We start from the raw sequence: 14,580 nt of genomic DNA on the forward strand, positions 1-14,580 counted from the left end.
TAAATCATAGTTGGGGATGAAAAGCAAATTTTACAATGTATACATCAAATACTTCCGGGAAGAAGGAGGAAAAGACGATGACAAAGCCGCAAAACGTGACGAAGCATGAACATTACCAAATGACGCCATCTCAAGGGAAGCATAGTGAAGAATCGTTAAAAGGCACCTTTGTATCCGTGATGCTGCTCGGATTGTTCTTGGTGCTGTCTTGGGTCGGTGTGTTTCTGTTGTTCATGGCAAGACACTAGAGGAGAAGGAGTCGAACTTACATGCACATTCATCGATTGGAAAAAATTTGGCTGATATTCGGCATATCCATGCTTGGCCTGTTTTTGACCGTTGTGGGGGTTGGCGCTTTCGCGCTGGGGATGGAGCCTCCCGGCGATCATCGTCATACCGTAGATCCGGAGAAGCTCAGCACGACCGCACCGTTCGACAAGCCGGGTTTAAAGCAAATCGGGGATCAGGAGTACGAAGCCAATCTCGTGGCGTTTGCCTTCGGATACTCGCCTGATCAAATGGAAATACCGCTCGGGGCGAAGGTTCATTTTCAAATCACCAGCCAGGACGTCGTACACGGATTTCAAGTCAATGGAACGAACATCAACATGATGGTGGTGCCCGGGGAAGTGAACCGGCTAACCTACACGTTCACCAAGCCCGGGGAATATTTGGTGCTTTGCAATGAATACTGCGGGGCGGCGCATGAAGTGATGATGATGAAAATCGTTGTTAAATAAGACAGCCGGCCGACATGAAGTCCAGCGGTAATATGTCAAGTCCCTGATTCGTGGAAATTGGAAATTATTTTGGCCCAAAACGCGATGACTCAGGGAAAAAGGCAACACCAAACTAAACCCAGTCGAAAATCGAGTTAATTACCAGATTTTAACTGGGAATCCGTGAAGGACTTTGGCAAAGGAGGCGTTAATCCTTCGCAGTTGTCACCTTCCTTCCAGGCGTGTAGAGTTGGCCGTTGCGTAGCAGCACATCGACCAGACGCACAAGTTTTCTTGCCGTTAAGACGAGGGCGCGTTTGTGTTGATGCTTAGGCACTTCAACGTACTTCTTCCGGTAATACTCGCCGAATTCCGGTTCGCGGTTTTTCACCGAGTTGGCAGCTTCAACAAGGTAATAACGAAGGAATCGGTTGCCGGAACGAATGCGTTTGGTATCTTCGGCCTCAAAGCCCCCGGACTGATGTTTACGCCATGTCAGGCCTGCATATTTAGCTACGGCGGCCTGATCGCTAAAGCGTTCGATGTCGCCGATCTCCGCCAGAATGCCGGCGGCGTACACCCGGTCGATGCCCGGAATGGAGCGCAGGCACTGAGCGCCGGGGATGCCAGCCAGAATGCGTTCGATCGCCTTGTCCAGCTCTTTCAGTTGGCTCTGAATACTCCGGATGGCCTGTATGGAAGTGCCGAGAACCAGATCAATGGAATCCTCTACGACCTTTGAAAGGCGGTAGGACGCTCGTGCAGCCTTCTGGATGCAGCGGGCGACATGCTCCGGGTCAGGGAAACGGTTCTTTCCCTTCTCCTTGAGATAGTCGGCCAAGTCGGCGACTTCCATGTCGGCAATCTCATCGAGGCTGAACTTTTCCGAGAGCATCTCCATGATGGCGTGGCCGAAAACGGAGCTGTCGACTTCGGAACGAAACGCATTGCATTTGTAGAACAGATTCTGCAGGAAGTACTGCTTCTCGCGTGTCAGGTTGTGAACCAGATGGTACCGCATGCGCGTCAGGCGCTGAAGCGCGATGTACTGCTCCTGCATGACGATGGTCGTCGTGAGACGGCCGAAGCGCAGGCGTTCGGCGATGATCCAGGCATCGATCCGATCGGTCTTGTCCATATCCGCGTAGGCTTCCCGGAACTTGTTGATAAGCTTCGGGTTGATCGTGAACACCTTGGTTTTCCGCTCTTGAAGCGAGGCATCCTCATGCAGGTACATAGCCGGATGCCAGCTATAGACCGAGGTTGCTTCAAGGCCGATATGGATTTCGGAAGCCGGCAGCTTGTCCGCAGCAGCCACGATGCGGTCGCGCAGATGCGAGGCACCGTGCAGATTGTTTTCTACCTTGAGCGTTTCAAGCGTATCGCCTTCCGGATTCATGAAACACGCTTCCAGTTCTTCTGAACTGACGTCAATACCGACAAATAATTTCAAGGGTGATCCCTCCCTTCTGGATTCGGGATTTAGGGAATTGGACTCTTCGGGATGCCCCCAGCGCGCTCGCCGATCAGTCACCCTCGCATATGAGAACTTCCTTCGGTCCATGAGCTGCCTCGAAGCTGCTATCTTCGAGCATGGGTTGCCGAAGGGGACAGCCAGCGGGTAAGAAGTTCAAACGAGTGCTGGGGAAACAGACTTTAGATGTAGTCGAACTACAGGAGTGAGACGAATTTCCCCAAATGACCCTAAGCTCATTGTCTGGGAACATCACGAAAAGTCCAAGACCCTAATTGTATTTTTTAAAGTTGTCAAAGAGCGGTTTTCTCTCTGGACCCCGACTTCCGCTCCTTGCCCTTCGGGCTGCGGTGCGGGTCGGCTACGTCCACCATAGTTTCACTGCAGATTAACTGGAAATTCTTCAAAAAGAAGATTCTAAACATACTATACGAGGAGTGTATACGATGATTAACGATATCAAGCGTTTTGACAGCCGGGATTCCGCGCTGGTGCTTGCTCATATTTTGTTCGCCTTTTTCGCCCTGTTTCTGGGCGGTGTAGCGGGCGTGCTTCAAGGACTGGTGCGCGGGGGAATGATCCATCTTCCGATGGAGATCGGCTACTATCAACTGCTCACGGCGCATGGTCTTCTGATGGCGTTAGTGTTCACCACCTATTTCATTATCGGCTTTATGCTTGCAGGGATTGCACGGACGCTGGGAGGGCACCTGCTGCCGATTGCCCGTAAGCTGGGCTGGCTGGGCTACGGACTGATGACGTTCGGCACGATCCTGGCCACCATTCTGATTTTGTTGAATAAGGCGACCGTGCTTTACACCTTTTACGCCCCGATGAAAGCATCGCCCTGGTTCTACATCGCGCTGGTTTTCGTTGTGGTCGGCAGCTGGATGAGCGGCCTCGGCATTTTTATCAACTACCGCTATTGGAAAAAGACGCATCGCGGCCAAACGACGCCGCTGTTCGCTTATATGGCCGTCATCACGATGCTCTTGTGGATTATCGCTACGCTGGGGGTTGCCGTTGAGGTGCTGTTCCAGCTCATTCCGTGGTCGTTCGGATGGGTGGACACCGTCAATGTGGTGCTCAGCCGTACATTGTTCTGGTATTTCGGCCACCCGCTTGTTTACTTCTGGCTGCTGCCGGCATATATGTGCTGGTATTGCGTCATCCCCAAGGTCATCGGCGGCAAAATATTCAGCGATGCCTTGGCCAGACTATCCTTCATTATGTTTTTGATATTCTCTATTCCGGTCGGGTTCCACCATCAGCTGATGGAACCGGGGGTTTCTAACATCTGGAAGTTTGTGCAGGTGATTCTGACGTTTATGGTGGTTATTCCTTCCTTGATGACGGCGTTCTCGCTGTTTGCCACCTTCGAATTGCACGGACGCTCCGTCGGCGCCAAAGGGCTGTTCGGCTGGTTTAAGAAGCTGCCATGGAAGGACGTGCGCTTTTTCGCCCCGTTCATGGGCATGCTGATCTTTATTCCGGCGGGGGCCGGCGGCTTGATTAACGCAAGCCATCAGCTGAATGCGGTCATCCACAACACGCTCTGGGTTACAGGACACTTTCATCTGACGGTAGCTTCCAGCGTCGCATTGACCTTCTTCGGCATTACTTATTGGTTGATACCGGCGATTCTTGGCCGCCAGATGACACCGCTCATGCATCGTCTCGGCATCATTCAAACCGTGATTTGGGCAGTAGGCATGTTCTTCATGTCAGGCTCGATGCACTCCGTCGGTTTGCTCGGATCGCCCCGGCGTACGGCATTCACTACCTATCAGGATCATCCGGATGCCATCATGTGGATTCCTTATCATGTGGTGATGGCGATTGGTGGAACGATTTTGTTCGTCGGCGTCGTGTTGATGATCATCAACATCGTCATGCTGCTCAGCGCGCCGAAGGGGGAGACCGAATTTCCGATTGCCGAGGTCAGCGAGCAGGCGGAAAAAACACCGGCCGTCTTCGAACGCTGGGGCGTGTGGATCGGCGTGCTGGTCGTCTTGATTCTCGTGGCTTACGCGATTCCGGTAACAGAGATGATCACCAATCCCGGAGTCGGCGCCAAAGGCTTCGTCACCTGGTGATGTTCGGTATACCGAATAGCATTACTTCTAAAGCTTTCGCCCATGGCTTTTGCCCCGGCGGAGGCTTTTTTTTCTGTTGAGCGGAATTAATAAAATCTTTATATCGCTTTTACACTCCGCTAATCCAATTCGATTATGATAATGATGTCTAGACACCCGCCGACCACAGCTGACGCTTCCAAGCGTTGGCTATATTAGGGGAGGATGGGATTGGTATGGGAAAGAAAAGGATCCGAAGCCGGCTGTTGGCCTTCGTCATCACGCTGGGAGTGGCGGGAAGCGCATGGCCTCCGGCCGTACAGGCGGCTTCCGCCGCCGAGCTCGCTGCACATTGGGCGCCGGAGTTTTATCAGGATGTAAACGCAACCTACGGCTATCTCCCGGCTTGGGCCGCCTTGACCGAAGCTTTGCTTGCATGCCGCGATAAGATCGGCGCGGCCGGGGCAGGTTGGCTGGAACGTTTTCATCAACTGTCCAACCACGACAGCTCCGTCTATCTCTTGACGCGTGATGAAGCGTCCGGGGACGGCGGCGTTCTCTTCGGCGGGGATTTGCTGGAAGAAGGCTGGAAAAGGCTGGCACAGCGGCTGCAGCTCCGCTGCAGGGTATGGAAGGCTCCACACCACGGTGTAAACGATGCCTTCAACGCCGCAACGCTTCGCTTGACCCGTCCGGAGGTCGCCATTATTCCGATTTGTTCCGAACGCGCCCAGGCGCTTCAAGCCCAATGGACCAGCTTGGCATCGGAGGAACTGGGTCAGGGTGTGCAGCTGCGGATCACGGGAGATGTACCTCCGGGGACGTCGAAGCTCATCACGGATGGGGATATTCTTGTATATATAGGTTAAGCCCATCAGGGAACCTTCCTAACGGGTGGCCCTCCCATATCACAGCCCCCTTGCTGCCTCGTCCGGATGACGGAGACTGCAAGGGGGCTTATGTGCCGGCAAATATCCTATGGATCGTCCTGCGGCTTCCTCACCGTTCGTTTGTCACTCAGGGCTGCCCGTTTGAAACGGTTTTACCCCGTCGTCGTCCTGGCTCTGCTGATCGGCGTCATGCTTGCGCCGCTTCGCTTCCTGCAGCCATCGCAAGCGGTAGCAGTTCATGCCTACTTGCCCGAGCTCATCCAGCAGACCATAGTTGGCCCATGCTCCTACGAAAGCGCCGATACCGGGAACCAGCTGAAGCATTTTGCGAAAGTCGAGCGTATCCCGGTACTCCTGCTGCAGCTGCCGCCAATTAATGTACTGGGCGTAGGAAGCTTCGGGGGGCAGTGATTTCACGGTCTCCGGCCATTCCAGAATCGTTCGGAAGAGGGCCGGTTTTTTATTTTGGCTGGAAAAAGCGATCTGAAACACATAAAGGATAAAGAGCCGCTCCCGGTAATCCAGCGTCGAATGTCCGTAGATGTGAGCGAGCTCGAACAGAAATTTCATCTTGATGCCGATGAGGATAGGAAAATCGGCGATTCCCAGCAGGATACCGCCTGCACCGGCGCCGGCGCCTTCTGCGGCCGCCAGCTTTTTGTAAAAGGAAATCTTCTCTTCGGCCTGGTGGTCGCGCATGGCCAGAGACATGAACGACAGCGGTTCATTCTTCGGAATGTAATCCATACTGAAGAGAGCGGTTTGGACAATGCCCTTCACCGCAGTAGTGAGCGTTGTATGGACTTTTTCCGGAATGACCTGATTTACGCGCGATTGGACCGCCCTGGACGTCTTTTCCAGCATCCCCGGAGGCTTGAGCAGTTCCTTTTCCCAACGGATCAGCTGTTTTTCCATCTGTTGTTCGTAAACCGTCAACTCATGTTTCATGGCAATCCCCCGCTTGAGGTTAGGAATATAGCAATACCCGTCATTAATTATACGCTATAATAGAGAAAAAAAGGAGTTGGTCATCGGATGGTTTGCCGCTGCCGCTGGGTCAATGAAGATCCGCTTTATATCCAATACCATGATGAAGAATGGGGAGTGCCTGTTCACGACGACCGGAAGCTGTTTGAAATGCTGATATTGGAAGGGATGCAGGCGGGGTTAAGCTGGTATACGGTGCTGAAAAAAAGAGAACGGTACCGCGAAGCGTTCGACGGCTTCGACCCGGCCATTGTAGCCCGCTATGATGAAGCGAAGCTGGACGAGCTGCTTGCCGACCCCGGTTTGATTCGCAACCGCCTCAAGATGCGGGCCGCCGTTACCAATGCGCAGGCGTTCCTCAAGGTGCAGGAGGAATTCGGCAGCTTCGACCGTTATATTTGGAGCTTTGTCGGCGGAAAGACGATACGCAACGCTTGGCGTTCGCTTCAGGAGGTGCCCGCCAGCACGCCCGAATCCGATGCGATGAGCAAGGATTTGAAGAAGCGGGGCTTTACTTTTGTAGGGTCGACGATTTGTTATGCGTTCATGCAGGCTGTCGGCATGGTGATGGATCATACGACGGACTGCTTCCGTTATGAAGAGGGAGAGCGGGGCGTGTAGCTTGGTTTCTTGCAGCCCCGGGCTTCTTCGGCAAGAAAAGCCCAGGGCTTTCTCTCCGTCGGTCAGACAGTGCTCGTCTGCGCGCATTTCCTGTATAGTTGCCTATTTTTAACAGTTTGTATGACGTCCTTCTAGGTGAATGCATATGTTAGCAATGACTAATTGCGAAGGTTTCATCGTAGCATGAAAGGTCATTACGGAATATAGGAGGACACATATGAAAAAAGTGAGCCGCCGGAGTTCCGGCAAAGTCAGGCCGACACAAGGAAAACGGGTTGATGCGCTTACGAATGAATTGAGCTGGTTGGATTCGGGAGAAACGGCACGGAAGGAAGAAGCCGGCTTGAGCTCTTCTGCACCCGGACGCGTCAGGGAATCGGAGTCCGCTCAACCGAAAACGTTGCCGCCCGTCTCGAGGCGCCCTTCCTTGAAGCTTTCATCCCCGCTATCATCAGGCGCTATCATTTATACGGACGATCTGGCCGACGAGTCGGTAACATCGGAAAAAATAGCCCGCTATGCCGTGGACGGATCCAAAATTAAACGCGGCAGCATTGCAAAGGACCATATTTCAGATTATGCGGTAGACGGTACGAAATTGTCTAATGGCAGTGTAACCCAACAAAAGCTGGCCCCCGGAGCGGTAACAGAAGAGCATCTGGCGGCCGGCGCGGTTACCTCGGATAAGATTCAGGACCGTGCGATCAGCGGTTCGAAGCTTCAAAATAACAGCATCACGTCAGACAAATTGGCGGATAAAACGATCGATGCCATGAAGATCGCCGAGCATTCGATACACACCAAGCACTTGGCGGACGAAGTCATAACGGAAGAGCTGATTCAGAATCAATCCATCACGTCCGATAAAATCAAAAGCGGCGCGATTCAAACGATTCATATGGCCAACGGGGCCATCAATGTATCCAAATTGGCTGATGAGGCGGTGACCACAGAAAAGCTGAGGGACCAGTCCGTGACGTCCGCCAAGCTGGTGGACGGGGAAATCACCTCCAGCAAGCTGGCGGAGGGGGCGGTGACGGAGGAAAAATTAGCGCCATGGAGCGTTTCGTCCGAGCATTTGAAGATGCACTCGATTGTTAACGAGCATTTGACGGCAGGGCTTGTTCGAAGCGAACACATTGCCGATAAGCAGATTCAACCCAATCACATTTCGGACGGAGCGGTGCAAAGCGTCCATCTCAAGGACGGTGGGGTGACTTCCGCGAAGCTGTCCAAAGGGACTGTACAAGGAATTCATCTGCAGGAGGCGGTCATTGAGGCTAAGCATATCCAGCAAGGGGTGATTGAGAACAGGCATTTGTCTCCGCGTGTGGTCACCGGTGATAAATTGGCAGCCTCCAGTGTCGGTGTATCCCAACTGATCGACGGGGCCGTGACTGCCGAGAAGCTTGCCGAGCAATCGGTCAACTCCCGTAAACTGGCGAAGGCTTCGGTAAAAGGCGAGCATTTGACGCCCGGGACGGTAGGATCGGCGCATATTGCCGATAAAGCGGTAATTTCGGGGCATCTGGCGGAAAAAACCGTCGCAGCGGAACACCTTCAGGACCGTGCTGTGACAACGGAGAAGCTGCACGACCGCTCCATCACTTCCGAGAAGCTGAGCAACGGTGCGGTGCAGCAGCAGCATTTGCAAGAGGGAGCCGTTCATACCGGACATCTCTCGAATCATAGCGTAACAACCTCCAAAATATCCAGCGAATCGGTATCCACGGATAAGCTTACGAATCTGGCAGTCACAACGGCAAAGCTGGCGCATGCCAGTGTGACTTCGGAAAAGCTTGCCAAGGAAGCGGTGCAGGCGGATCATCTGTCCCCCGGATCGGTTCAGCATGTGCACCTTGGGACAGGATCCGTGAAGGCGCAGCACTTGGAGGATGGCGCGGTGAGGACGGAGAAGCTGGCCGAAGGCGCCGTGACGGGACTTCAAATCGCAGATGGCGCCGTGAGCGCCTCACATCTGGCCGAAGGCGCCGTCGACGGCCGGAGAATCGCTGCAGGCGCTGTGACATCGGAACATCTGGCTGAACGCTCCGTAGGACCGGAACATCTCACTGCCGAAGCCGTAGGTGAAGAGCATTTGATGTCCAATGCGGTAACGACGGAAAAGCTGGCTTACGGCGCAGTAAACGGCAGTCGTCTGGCTTGGGGAGCTGTTGCAAGGGAGCACCTGACCCCGGGGGCTGTCGGCCCAACACAGCTCGAGCCTGAGTCGGTAGGTGAAGATCAGCTGAGTCCGCAGGCGGTGACCAGGGAGAAGCTGGCGCCGGGAGCGGTGGACGGGAGCCGTCTGGCCGCGGGTGCCGTCGTATCGGAGCATCTGGCTTCCGGTGCCGTCGGATCGGTCCAGCTTGCCGCCGGAGCGGTAGGCGAAGCGCAGTTGGAGGCGGAAGCGGTGACGACGGAGAAGCTGGCGCCGGGAGCGGTGGACGGAAGCCGTCTGGCTGCGGGCGCCGTTTCCTCGGAGCATCTGGCCCCCGGTGCCGTCGGATCGCTTCAGCTCGCCGAAGGGTCGGTAGGCGAAGAACAGCTGCAACTGCAAGCGGTGACGACGGGGAAGCTGGCGCCGGGAGCGGTGGACGGAAGCCGTCTGGCCGCGGGCGCCGTTTCCTCGGAGCATCTGACCTCGTATTCCGTCGGCTCGGAACACCTTACTTTCTATGCTGTCGGTGAGGTGCATTTGATGCCGGAGGCCGTGACCTTGGAGAAGCTGGCGCCCGGCGCGGTGGACGGGAGCCGTCTGGCCGAGGGTTCGGTCGGCTCTCAACACCTGACACCCGGAAGCGTCGGTCCCCTGCACCTCGCTTCGGAGTCGGTAGGAGAAGAGCAGCTTCAGCCGCAGGCCGTAACGGCGGAGAAGCTGGCGCCGGGAGCGGTGGTCGGCAGTCGTCTTGCCGCGGGCTCGGTAACATCCGAGCATCTGACCCCGGGCGCCGTTGCTTTGAAGCATCTCGCCGTCGATGCGGTTGGCGAAGCGCAGATAAGGCCGTATGCCGTGACCACGGAGAAGCTGGCGCATGGCGCGGTGGTCGGCAGCCGGTTGGCCGAAGGCTCGATCACGGCGAAGCATCTGACCCTGGGCTCTGTCGGTCCGGAGCACCTGGCCGAAGAAGCGGTCGGTGCAGCCCAGCTGGGTGCGGAGGCGGTGACGACGGAGAAGCTGGCGCCCGGCGCGGTGGACGGCAGCCGGTTGGCTGAAGGCTCCGTTGGTCCGGAGCATTTGGCCTTGGGCTCTGTCGGTCCGGAGCACCTGGCTCCTGAAGCGGTCGGCGAAGCACAAATCGGACCACAGGCCGTCACCGCAGAGAAGCTGGCGCCCGGGTCGGTCGTCGGCAGCCGGTTGGCTGCGGGCTCTGTCGGTTCGGAGCACCTGGCTCCTGAAGCGGTCGGCGAAGCACAAATCGGACCGCAGGCCGTCACCTTGGAGAAGCTGGCGCCTGGCGCGGTGGACGGCAGCCGGCTGGCTGAAGGCTCCGTCAGTTTCAAGCATTTGACGTCGGGCTCTGTCGGCTCGGAGCACCTGACCGAAGAAGCGGTCGGTGCAGCCCAGCTGGGTGCGGAGGCGGTGACGACGGAGAAGCTGGCACCCGGCGCGGTAGACGGCAGCCGGTTGGCTGAAGGCTCCGTTGGTCCGGAGCATTTGACCTTGGAGTGCGTCAGATTGGAGCACCTGGCTGCAGGAGCGGTCGGTGCAGCCCAACTGGGTGCGGAGGCGGTGACGACGGAGAAGCTGGCGCCGGGAGCGGTGAACGGCAGCCGGCTGGCTGAGGGCTCTGTTGGCTCGGAGCATCTGACGTCCGGTTCCGTTAAATCGAAGCATCTGACGTCCGGTTCGGTTAAATCGAAGCATCTGGCAGTCGATGCCGTGGGTGAAGCCAATTTGAGGCCGTATGCGGTGACGATGGAGAAGATCGCGCTGGGCGCGGTGGACAGCAGCCGGCTGGCCGACGGGGCCGTCACGTCGAAGCATTTGGGTGATGAAACGGTGGATGGATTCCATATTAAGCAGGAAACTATATCCGGATATCATCTGATCCCGGGAACGATCTCTCTGCTTCATTTGGAACCTAAGCTTCAAACGCTGCTGAACGGACTTTCCGTTAGAGAAGGAAAGCGGGAGACGAAGGGGCTTGCGGATAAGAAGCCTGCTGCTGAAATTCGTCCGGAGGAGGAACGTTTGGCCCCGAATCCGGCCGAGAACAAAGCGGAGGCTCCGGCAAAGGAATCAAACGAAAAGTCCGAAAAGGCGCATACCAAAGAGCCTGCGGCAGAAGGAACAGAAAAGCCGAAGAGCGACAAAATATATTTGCATGCGATCGATATAGAGACGGAGAACGATAAGGAAAATACGATCCTGGACGATAAGAACGAACGGCAGCATCCGTTGTTTTTCCCCGCACCGGAAAGAAAGCTGCTGACCACTTCGCAGCAGTTCGGTCTGAGCAGCTTCTCTTTCTCCAGTGAAACGGAAAGTGCGGCCATTCCCGTCATTTTTGATCGGCCGTACGCTGACGATAACTATGTTCTTGTCGGAACAACGAGCCACCCCGGCTGCTACGCCGTGATCCAGAGCAAACAGGATAGCGGTGCGGTTATCGAAGTCGTACGATGCAATGTTTCCGGCGAGTTCCAAGGGGTTGTCAACTGGATTGCCATCGGAAGCGTGTATGAATAAATCAATACAGGCTTGTTCCCGGCAGGAGCAAGCCTTTTATACGTCTCGTGCCTCCCGGCCTCTGGGTGGAATTCCGCTTGTTCCGGCATTTCGCTAAACTCAGTCAACGATCCGCTTTGCCGGCGTGAGGGCGATCGACTTCCTTGCCGGAGGTAAGAAGATGTTTGGCGAAAGCCATCGGATTCTCGTAGGAGGCTTTCCACTCTTTCAGCATACCGGCGTTAAGGAAGCTGTATCGCTGGTCCTTCCCGTTGCATTCAATGAACATAGGGACACCGTCTGTGGTCAAACCGATATCCAGTCCCAGGTCGGCCATGCAGGGGAGGCTTTGTCCCAGCTGATCAGCCACGCTTAGGGCCAAATGATGGATACTCCGTATCACTTCTTCGTGTGTCAGGTGGGGATATTCCTGCTGCAAAATCTCCTCCAACCGGTGAATCGTGCTGCCCTGGGATACATTGGTCAAAAATATCCGGTCTGAAGCCACTTTGGCGACGATTCCTGTAATTTTCCATTCGCCCGCAGCTCCTCGCTGGACGGCAACCCTGAGGTCGAACGGACGTTTCTTATAGGTTGCCAGGGCGACACACTGCTGAACGATATATTTTCCGTTTTGCAATCTGCGGCGCAGGACGGGGGGCAGTTTGAGGCCGTTGAATACAATCGAATGCCATTTGGTATTGCGCACATGAAGTGTGGACGGATAAAGCAATTTCCACTTTTTTTGCGTGCGGGATAATTTCATGACTCCGCGTCCCTTGCTGCTTCGGTCAGGTTTAATAATGATGGAATCAAATTGTTTCATCATCGATTTTACATTGGCGGGGGTGGCTTTGCGGGTCCGCGGCAAGTAGGGCTGCAAACCGGGGTTTTTCATCAGCACATTGTGAATGAAGAGCTTGCCGTAACGGTTCCAAGAGTTAAAGAGCACCCTTCCTTCATCGGACCAGCTTCGAAGTGTGCGGAATTCCTTTATACCGTTATAAATGGCGCGATTATGAATGACTTGAGGCATAGGGACGACAGCCAATTCAAATTTGTCGTCGTCCGTTTGTACATAAGCTTTAATCCAAGCCTTTCCTGCCTTATAATCACGGATTCGAAAAAAGCATGGCGTAATCCCGAATTTCTTGCCCGCCTCTAGGTAATAATCGATCCTCTCGTATTTGGTTTTTCCTAAAGGTATTCCAGCGTACATCACATCGTTGACGAGGATGCCTACGTAGGGAGGCAGCATGGCTATCACTCCTCGTATAGTATGTTTAGAATCTTCTTTTTGAAGAATTTCCAGTTAATCTGCAGTGAAACTATGGTGGACGTAGCCGACCCGCACCGCAGCCCGAAGGGCAAGGAGCGGAAGTCGGGGTCCAGAGAGAAAACCGCTCTTTGACAACTTTAAAAAATACAATTAGGGTCTTGGACTTTTCGTGATGTTCCCAGACAATGAGCTTAGGGTCATTTGGGGAAATTCGTCTCACTCCTGTAGTTCGACTACATCTAAAGTCTGTTTCCCCAGCACTCGTTTGAACTTCTTACCCGCTGGCTGTCCCCTTCGGCAACCCATGCTCGAAGATAGCAGCTTCGAGGCAGCTCATGGACCGAAGGAAGTTCTCATATGCGAGGGTGACTGATCGGCGAGCGCGCTGGGGGCATCCCGAAGAGTCCAATTCCCTAAATCCCGAATCCAGAAGGGAGGGATCACCCTTGAAATTATTTGTCGGTATTGACGTCAGTTCAGAAGAACTGGAAGCGTGTTTCATGAATCCGGAAGGCGATACGCTTGAAACGCTCAAGGTAGAAAACAATCTGCACGGTGCCTCGCATCTGCGCGACCGCATCGTGGCTGCTGCGGACAAGCTGCCGGCTTCCGAAATCCATATCGGCCTTGAAGCAACCTCGGTCTATAGCTGGCATCCGGCTATGTACCTGCATGAGGATGCCTCGCTTCAAGAGCGGAAAACCAAGGTGTTCACGATCAACCCGAAGCTTATCAACAAGTTCCGGGAAGCCTACGCGGATATGGACAAGACCGATCGGATCGATGCCTGGATCATCGCCGAACGCCTGCGCTTCGGCCGTCTCACGACGACCATCGTCATGCAGGAGCAGTACATCGCGCTTCAGCGCCTGACGCGCATGCGGTACCATCTGGTTCACAACCTGACACGCGAGAAGCAGTACTTCCTGCAGAATCTGTTCTACAAATGCAATGCGTTTCGTTCCGAAGTCGACAGCTCCGTTTTCGGCCACGCCATCATGGAGATGCTCTCGGAAAAGTTCAGCCTCGATGAGATTGCCGACATGGAAGTCGCCGACTTGGCCGACTATCTCAAGGAGAAGGGAAAGAACCGTTTCCCTGACCCGGAGCATGTCGCCCGCTGCATCCAGAAGGCTGCACGAGCGTCCTACCGCCTTTCAAAGGTCGTAGAGGATTCCATTGATCTGGTTCTCGGCACTTCCATACAGGCCATCCGGAGTATTCAGAGCCAACTGAAAGAGCTGGACAAGGCGATCGAACGCATTCTGGCTGGCATCCCCGGCGCTCAGTGCCTGCGCTCCATTCCGGGCATCGACCGGGTGTACGCCGCCGGCATTCTGGCGGAGATCGGCGACATCGAACGCTTTAGCGATCAGGCCGCCGTAGCTAAATATGCAGGCCTGACATGGCGTAAACATCAGTCCGGGGGCTTTGAGGCCGAAGATACCAAACGCATTCGTTCCGGCAACCGATTCCTTCGTTATTACCTTGTTGAAGCTGCCAACTCGGTGAAAAACCGCGAACCGGAATTCGGCGAGTATTACCGGAAGAAGTACGTTGAAGTGCCTAAGCATCAACACAAACGCGCCCTCGTCTTAACGGCAAGAAAACTTGTGCGTCTGGTCGATGTGCTGCTACGCAACGGCCAACTCTACACGCCTGGAAGGAAGGTGACAACTGCGAAGGATTAACGCCTCCTTTGCCAAAGTCCTTCACGGATTCCCAGTTAAAATCTGGTAATTAACTCGATTTTCGACTGGGTTTAGTTTGGTGTTGCCTTTTTCCCTGAGTCATCGCGTTTTGGGCCAAAATAATTTCCAATTTCCACGAATCAGGGACTTGACATATTACCGCTGGACTTTG

10 protein-coding genes are annotated in these 14,580 nt (G+C 54.8%); 7 read left to right on the plus strand and 3 right to left on the minus strand.

What is annotated here, in order from left to right:
• The first annotated feature begins 77 nt into the window (after nucleotides 1–77).
• Nucleotides 78–248, plus strand: a complete 171-nt coding sequence (locus tag EXW96_RS05760) for a cytochrome c oxidase subunit 2A (RefSeq protein ID WP_375256439.1) — start codon at nucleotides 78–80, stop codon at nucleotides 246–248.
• A gap of 21 nt (nucleotides 249–269) precedes the next feature.
• Nucleotides 270–740, plus strand: coding sequence for a cytochrome c oxidase subunit II (locus tag EXW96_RS05765; protein WP_062409311.1), 471 nt, complete (start codon nucleotides 270–272; stop codon nucleotides 738–740).
• Nucleotides 741–927: 187 nt separating this feature from the next.
• Here the strand turns inward: EXW96_RS05765 and EXW96_RS05770 are convergent, their stop codons facing one another.
• Nucleotides 928–2,172 (minus strand): IS110 family RNA-guided transposase, encoded by a 1,245-nt coding sequence (locus tag EXW96_RS05770; RefSeq protein ID WP_074730232.1) that lies wholly within the window; start codon nucleotides 2,170–2,172, stop codon nucleotides 928–930.
• A gap of 467 nt (nucleotides 2,173–2,639) precedes the next feature.
• On the opposite strand from EXW96_RS05770, the gene EXW96_RS05775 reads away from it, so the two are divergent.
• Nucleotides 2,640–4,289, plus strand: a complete 1,650-nt coding sequence (locus EXW96_RS05775; RefSeq protein ID WP_062409310.1) for a b(o/a)3-type cytochrome-c oxidase subunit 1 — start codon at nucleotides 2,640–2,642, stop codon at nucleotides 4,287–4,289.
• A 215-nt stretch (nucleotides 4,290–4,504) separates the two neighbouring features.
• A complete protein-coding gene (locus EXW96_RS05780) occupies nucleotides 4,505–5,137 on the plus strand; it encodes a ComEC/Rec2 family competence protein (RefSeq protein ID WP_174350130.1) in 633 nt (210 codons plus the stop codon).
• Between the two features lie 144 nt (nucleotides 5,138–5,281).
• On the opposite strand, the gene EXW96_RS05785 is transcribed toward EXW96_RS05780, so the two are convergent.
• The gene (locus tag EXW96_RS05785; protein ID WP_082660820.1) at nucleotides 5,282–6,106 is read right to left on the minus strand and encodes an EcsC family protein; all 825 of its coding nucleotides are present in this window, start codon (nucleotides 6,104–6,106) and stop codon (nucleotides 5,282–5,284) included.
• A gap of 87 nt (nucleotides 6,107–6,193) precedes the next feature.
• Between EXW96_RS05785 and EXW96_RS05790 the strand changes: the two genes are divergently transcribed.
• Together EXW96_RS05790 and EXW96_RS05795 are read left to right on the plus strand one after the other, a co-directional pair.
• Nucleotides 6,194–6,766: a DNA-3-methyladenine glycosylase I gene (locus EXW96_RS05790; protein WP_174350131.1), complete on the plus strand. Its 573-nt coding sequence runs from the start codon at nucleotides 6,194–6,196 to the stop codon at nucleotides 6,764–6,766.
• 217 nt (nucleotides 6,767–6,983) lie between these two features.
• Nucleotides 6,984–11,459 carry a WIAG-tail domain gene (locus tag EXW96_RS05795; protein ID WP_174350132.1) on the plus strand — a complete coding sequence of 1,492 codons (4,476 nt, stop codon included), beginning with the start codon at nucleotides 6,984–6,986 and terminating at the stop codon, nucleotides 11,457–11,459.
• A 103-nt stretch (nucleotides 11,460–11,562) separates the two neighbouring features.
• Here the strand turns inward: EXW96_RS05795 and EXW96_RS05800 are convergent, their stop codons facing one another.
• Nucleotides 11,563–12,696 (minus strand): YheC/YheD family endospore coat-associated protein, encoded by a 1,134-nt coding sequence (locus tag EXW96_RS05800; RefSeq protein ID WP_074727104.1) that lies wholly within the window; start codon nucleotides 12,694–12,696, stop codon nucleotides 11,563–11,565.
• Nucleotides 12,697–13,163: 467 nt separating this feature from the next.
• Between EXW96_RS05800 and EXW96_RS05805 the strand changes: the two genes are divergently transcribed.
• Complete coding sequence (locus EXW96_RS05805) at nucleotides 13,164–14,408, plus strand: IS110 family RNA-guided transposase (RefSeq protein WP_074730232.1); 1,245 nt, start codon at nucleotides 13,164–13,166, stop codon at nucleotides 14,406–14,408.
• The last annotated feature ends 172 nt before the right edge of the window (nucleotides 14,409–14,580 follow it).

The organism is Paenibacillus sp. JMULE4 (genome assembly GCF_013337105.1).
GTDB lineage: Bacteria > Bacillota > Bacilli > Paenibacillales > NBRC-103111 > Paenibacillus_G > Paenibacillus_G naphthalenovorans.

Bases quoted from the DNA above. Each gene is read 5' to 3' on its own strand.
- EXW96_RS05800 (WP_074727104.1), bottom strand. From the start codon at position 12,696: ATGCTGCCTCCCTACGTAGGCATCCTCGTCAACGATGTGATGTACGCT.
- EXW96_RS05780 (WP_174350130.1), top strand. From the start codon at position 4,505: ATGGGAAAGAAAAGGATCCGAAGCCGGCTGTTGGCCTTCGTCATCACG.
- EXW96_RS05760 (WP_375256439.1), top strand. From the start codon at position 78: ATGACAAAGCCGCAAAACGTGACGAAGCATGAACATTACCAAATGACG.
- EXW96_RS05790 (WP_174350131.1), top strand. From the start codon at position 6,194: ATGGTTTGCCGCTGCCGCTGGGTCAATGAAGATCCGCTTTATATCCAA.
- EXW96_RS05765 (WP_062409311.1), top strand. From the start codon at position 270: ATGCACATTCATCGATTGGAAAAAATTTGGCTGATATTCGGCATATCC.
- EXW96_RS05795 (WP_174350132.1), top strand. From the start codon at position 6,984: ATGAAAAAAGTGAGCCGCCGGAGTTCCGGCAAAGTCAGGCCGACACAA.
- EXW96_RS05785 (WP_082660820.1), bottom strand. From the start codon at position 6,106: ATGAAACATGAGTTGACGGTTTACGAACAACAGATGGAAAAACAGCTG.
- EXW96_RS05775 (WP_062409310.1), top strand. From the start codon at position 2,640: ATGATTAACGATATCAAGCGTTTTGACAGCCGGGATTCCGCGCTGGTG.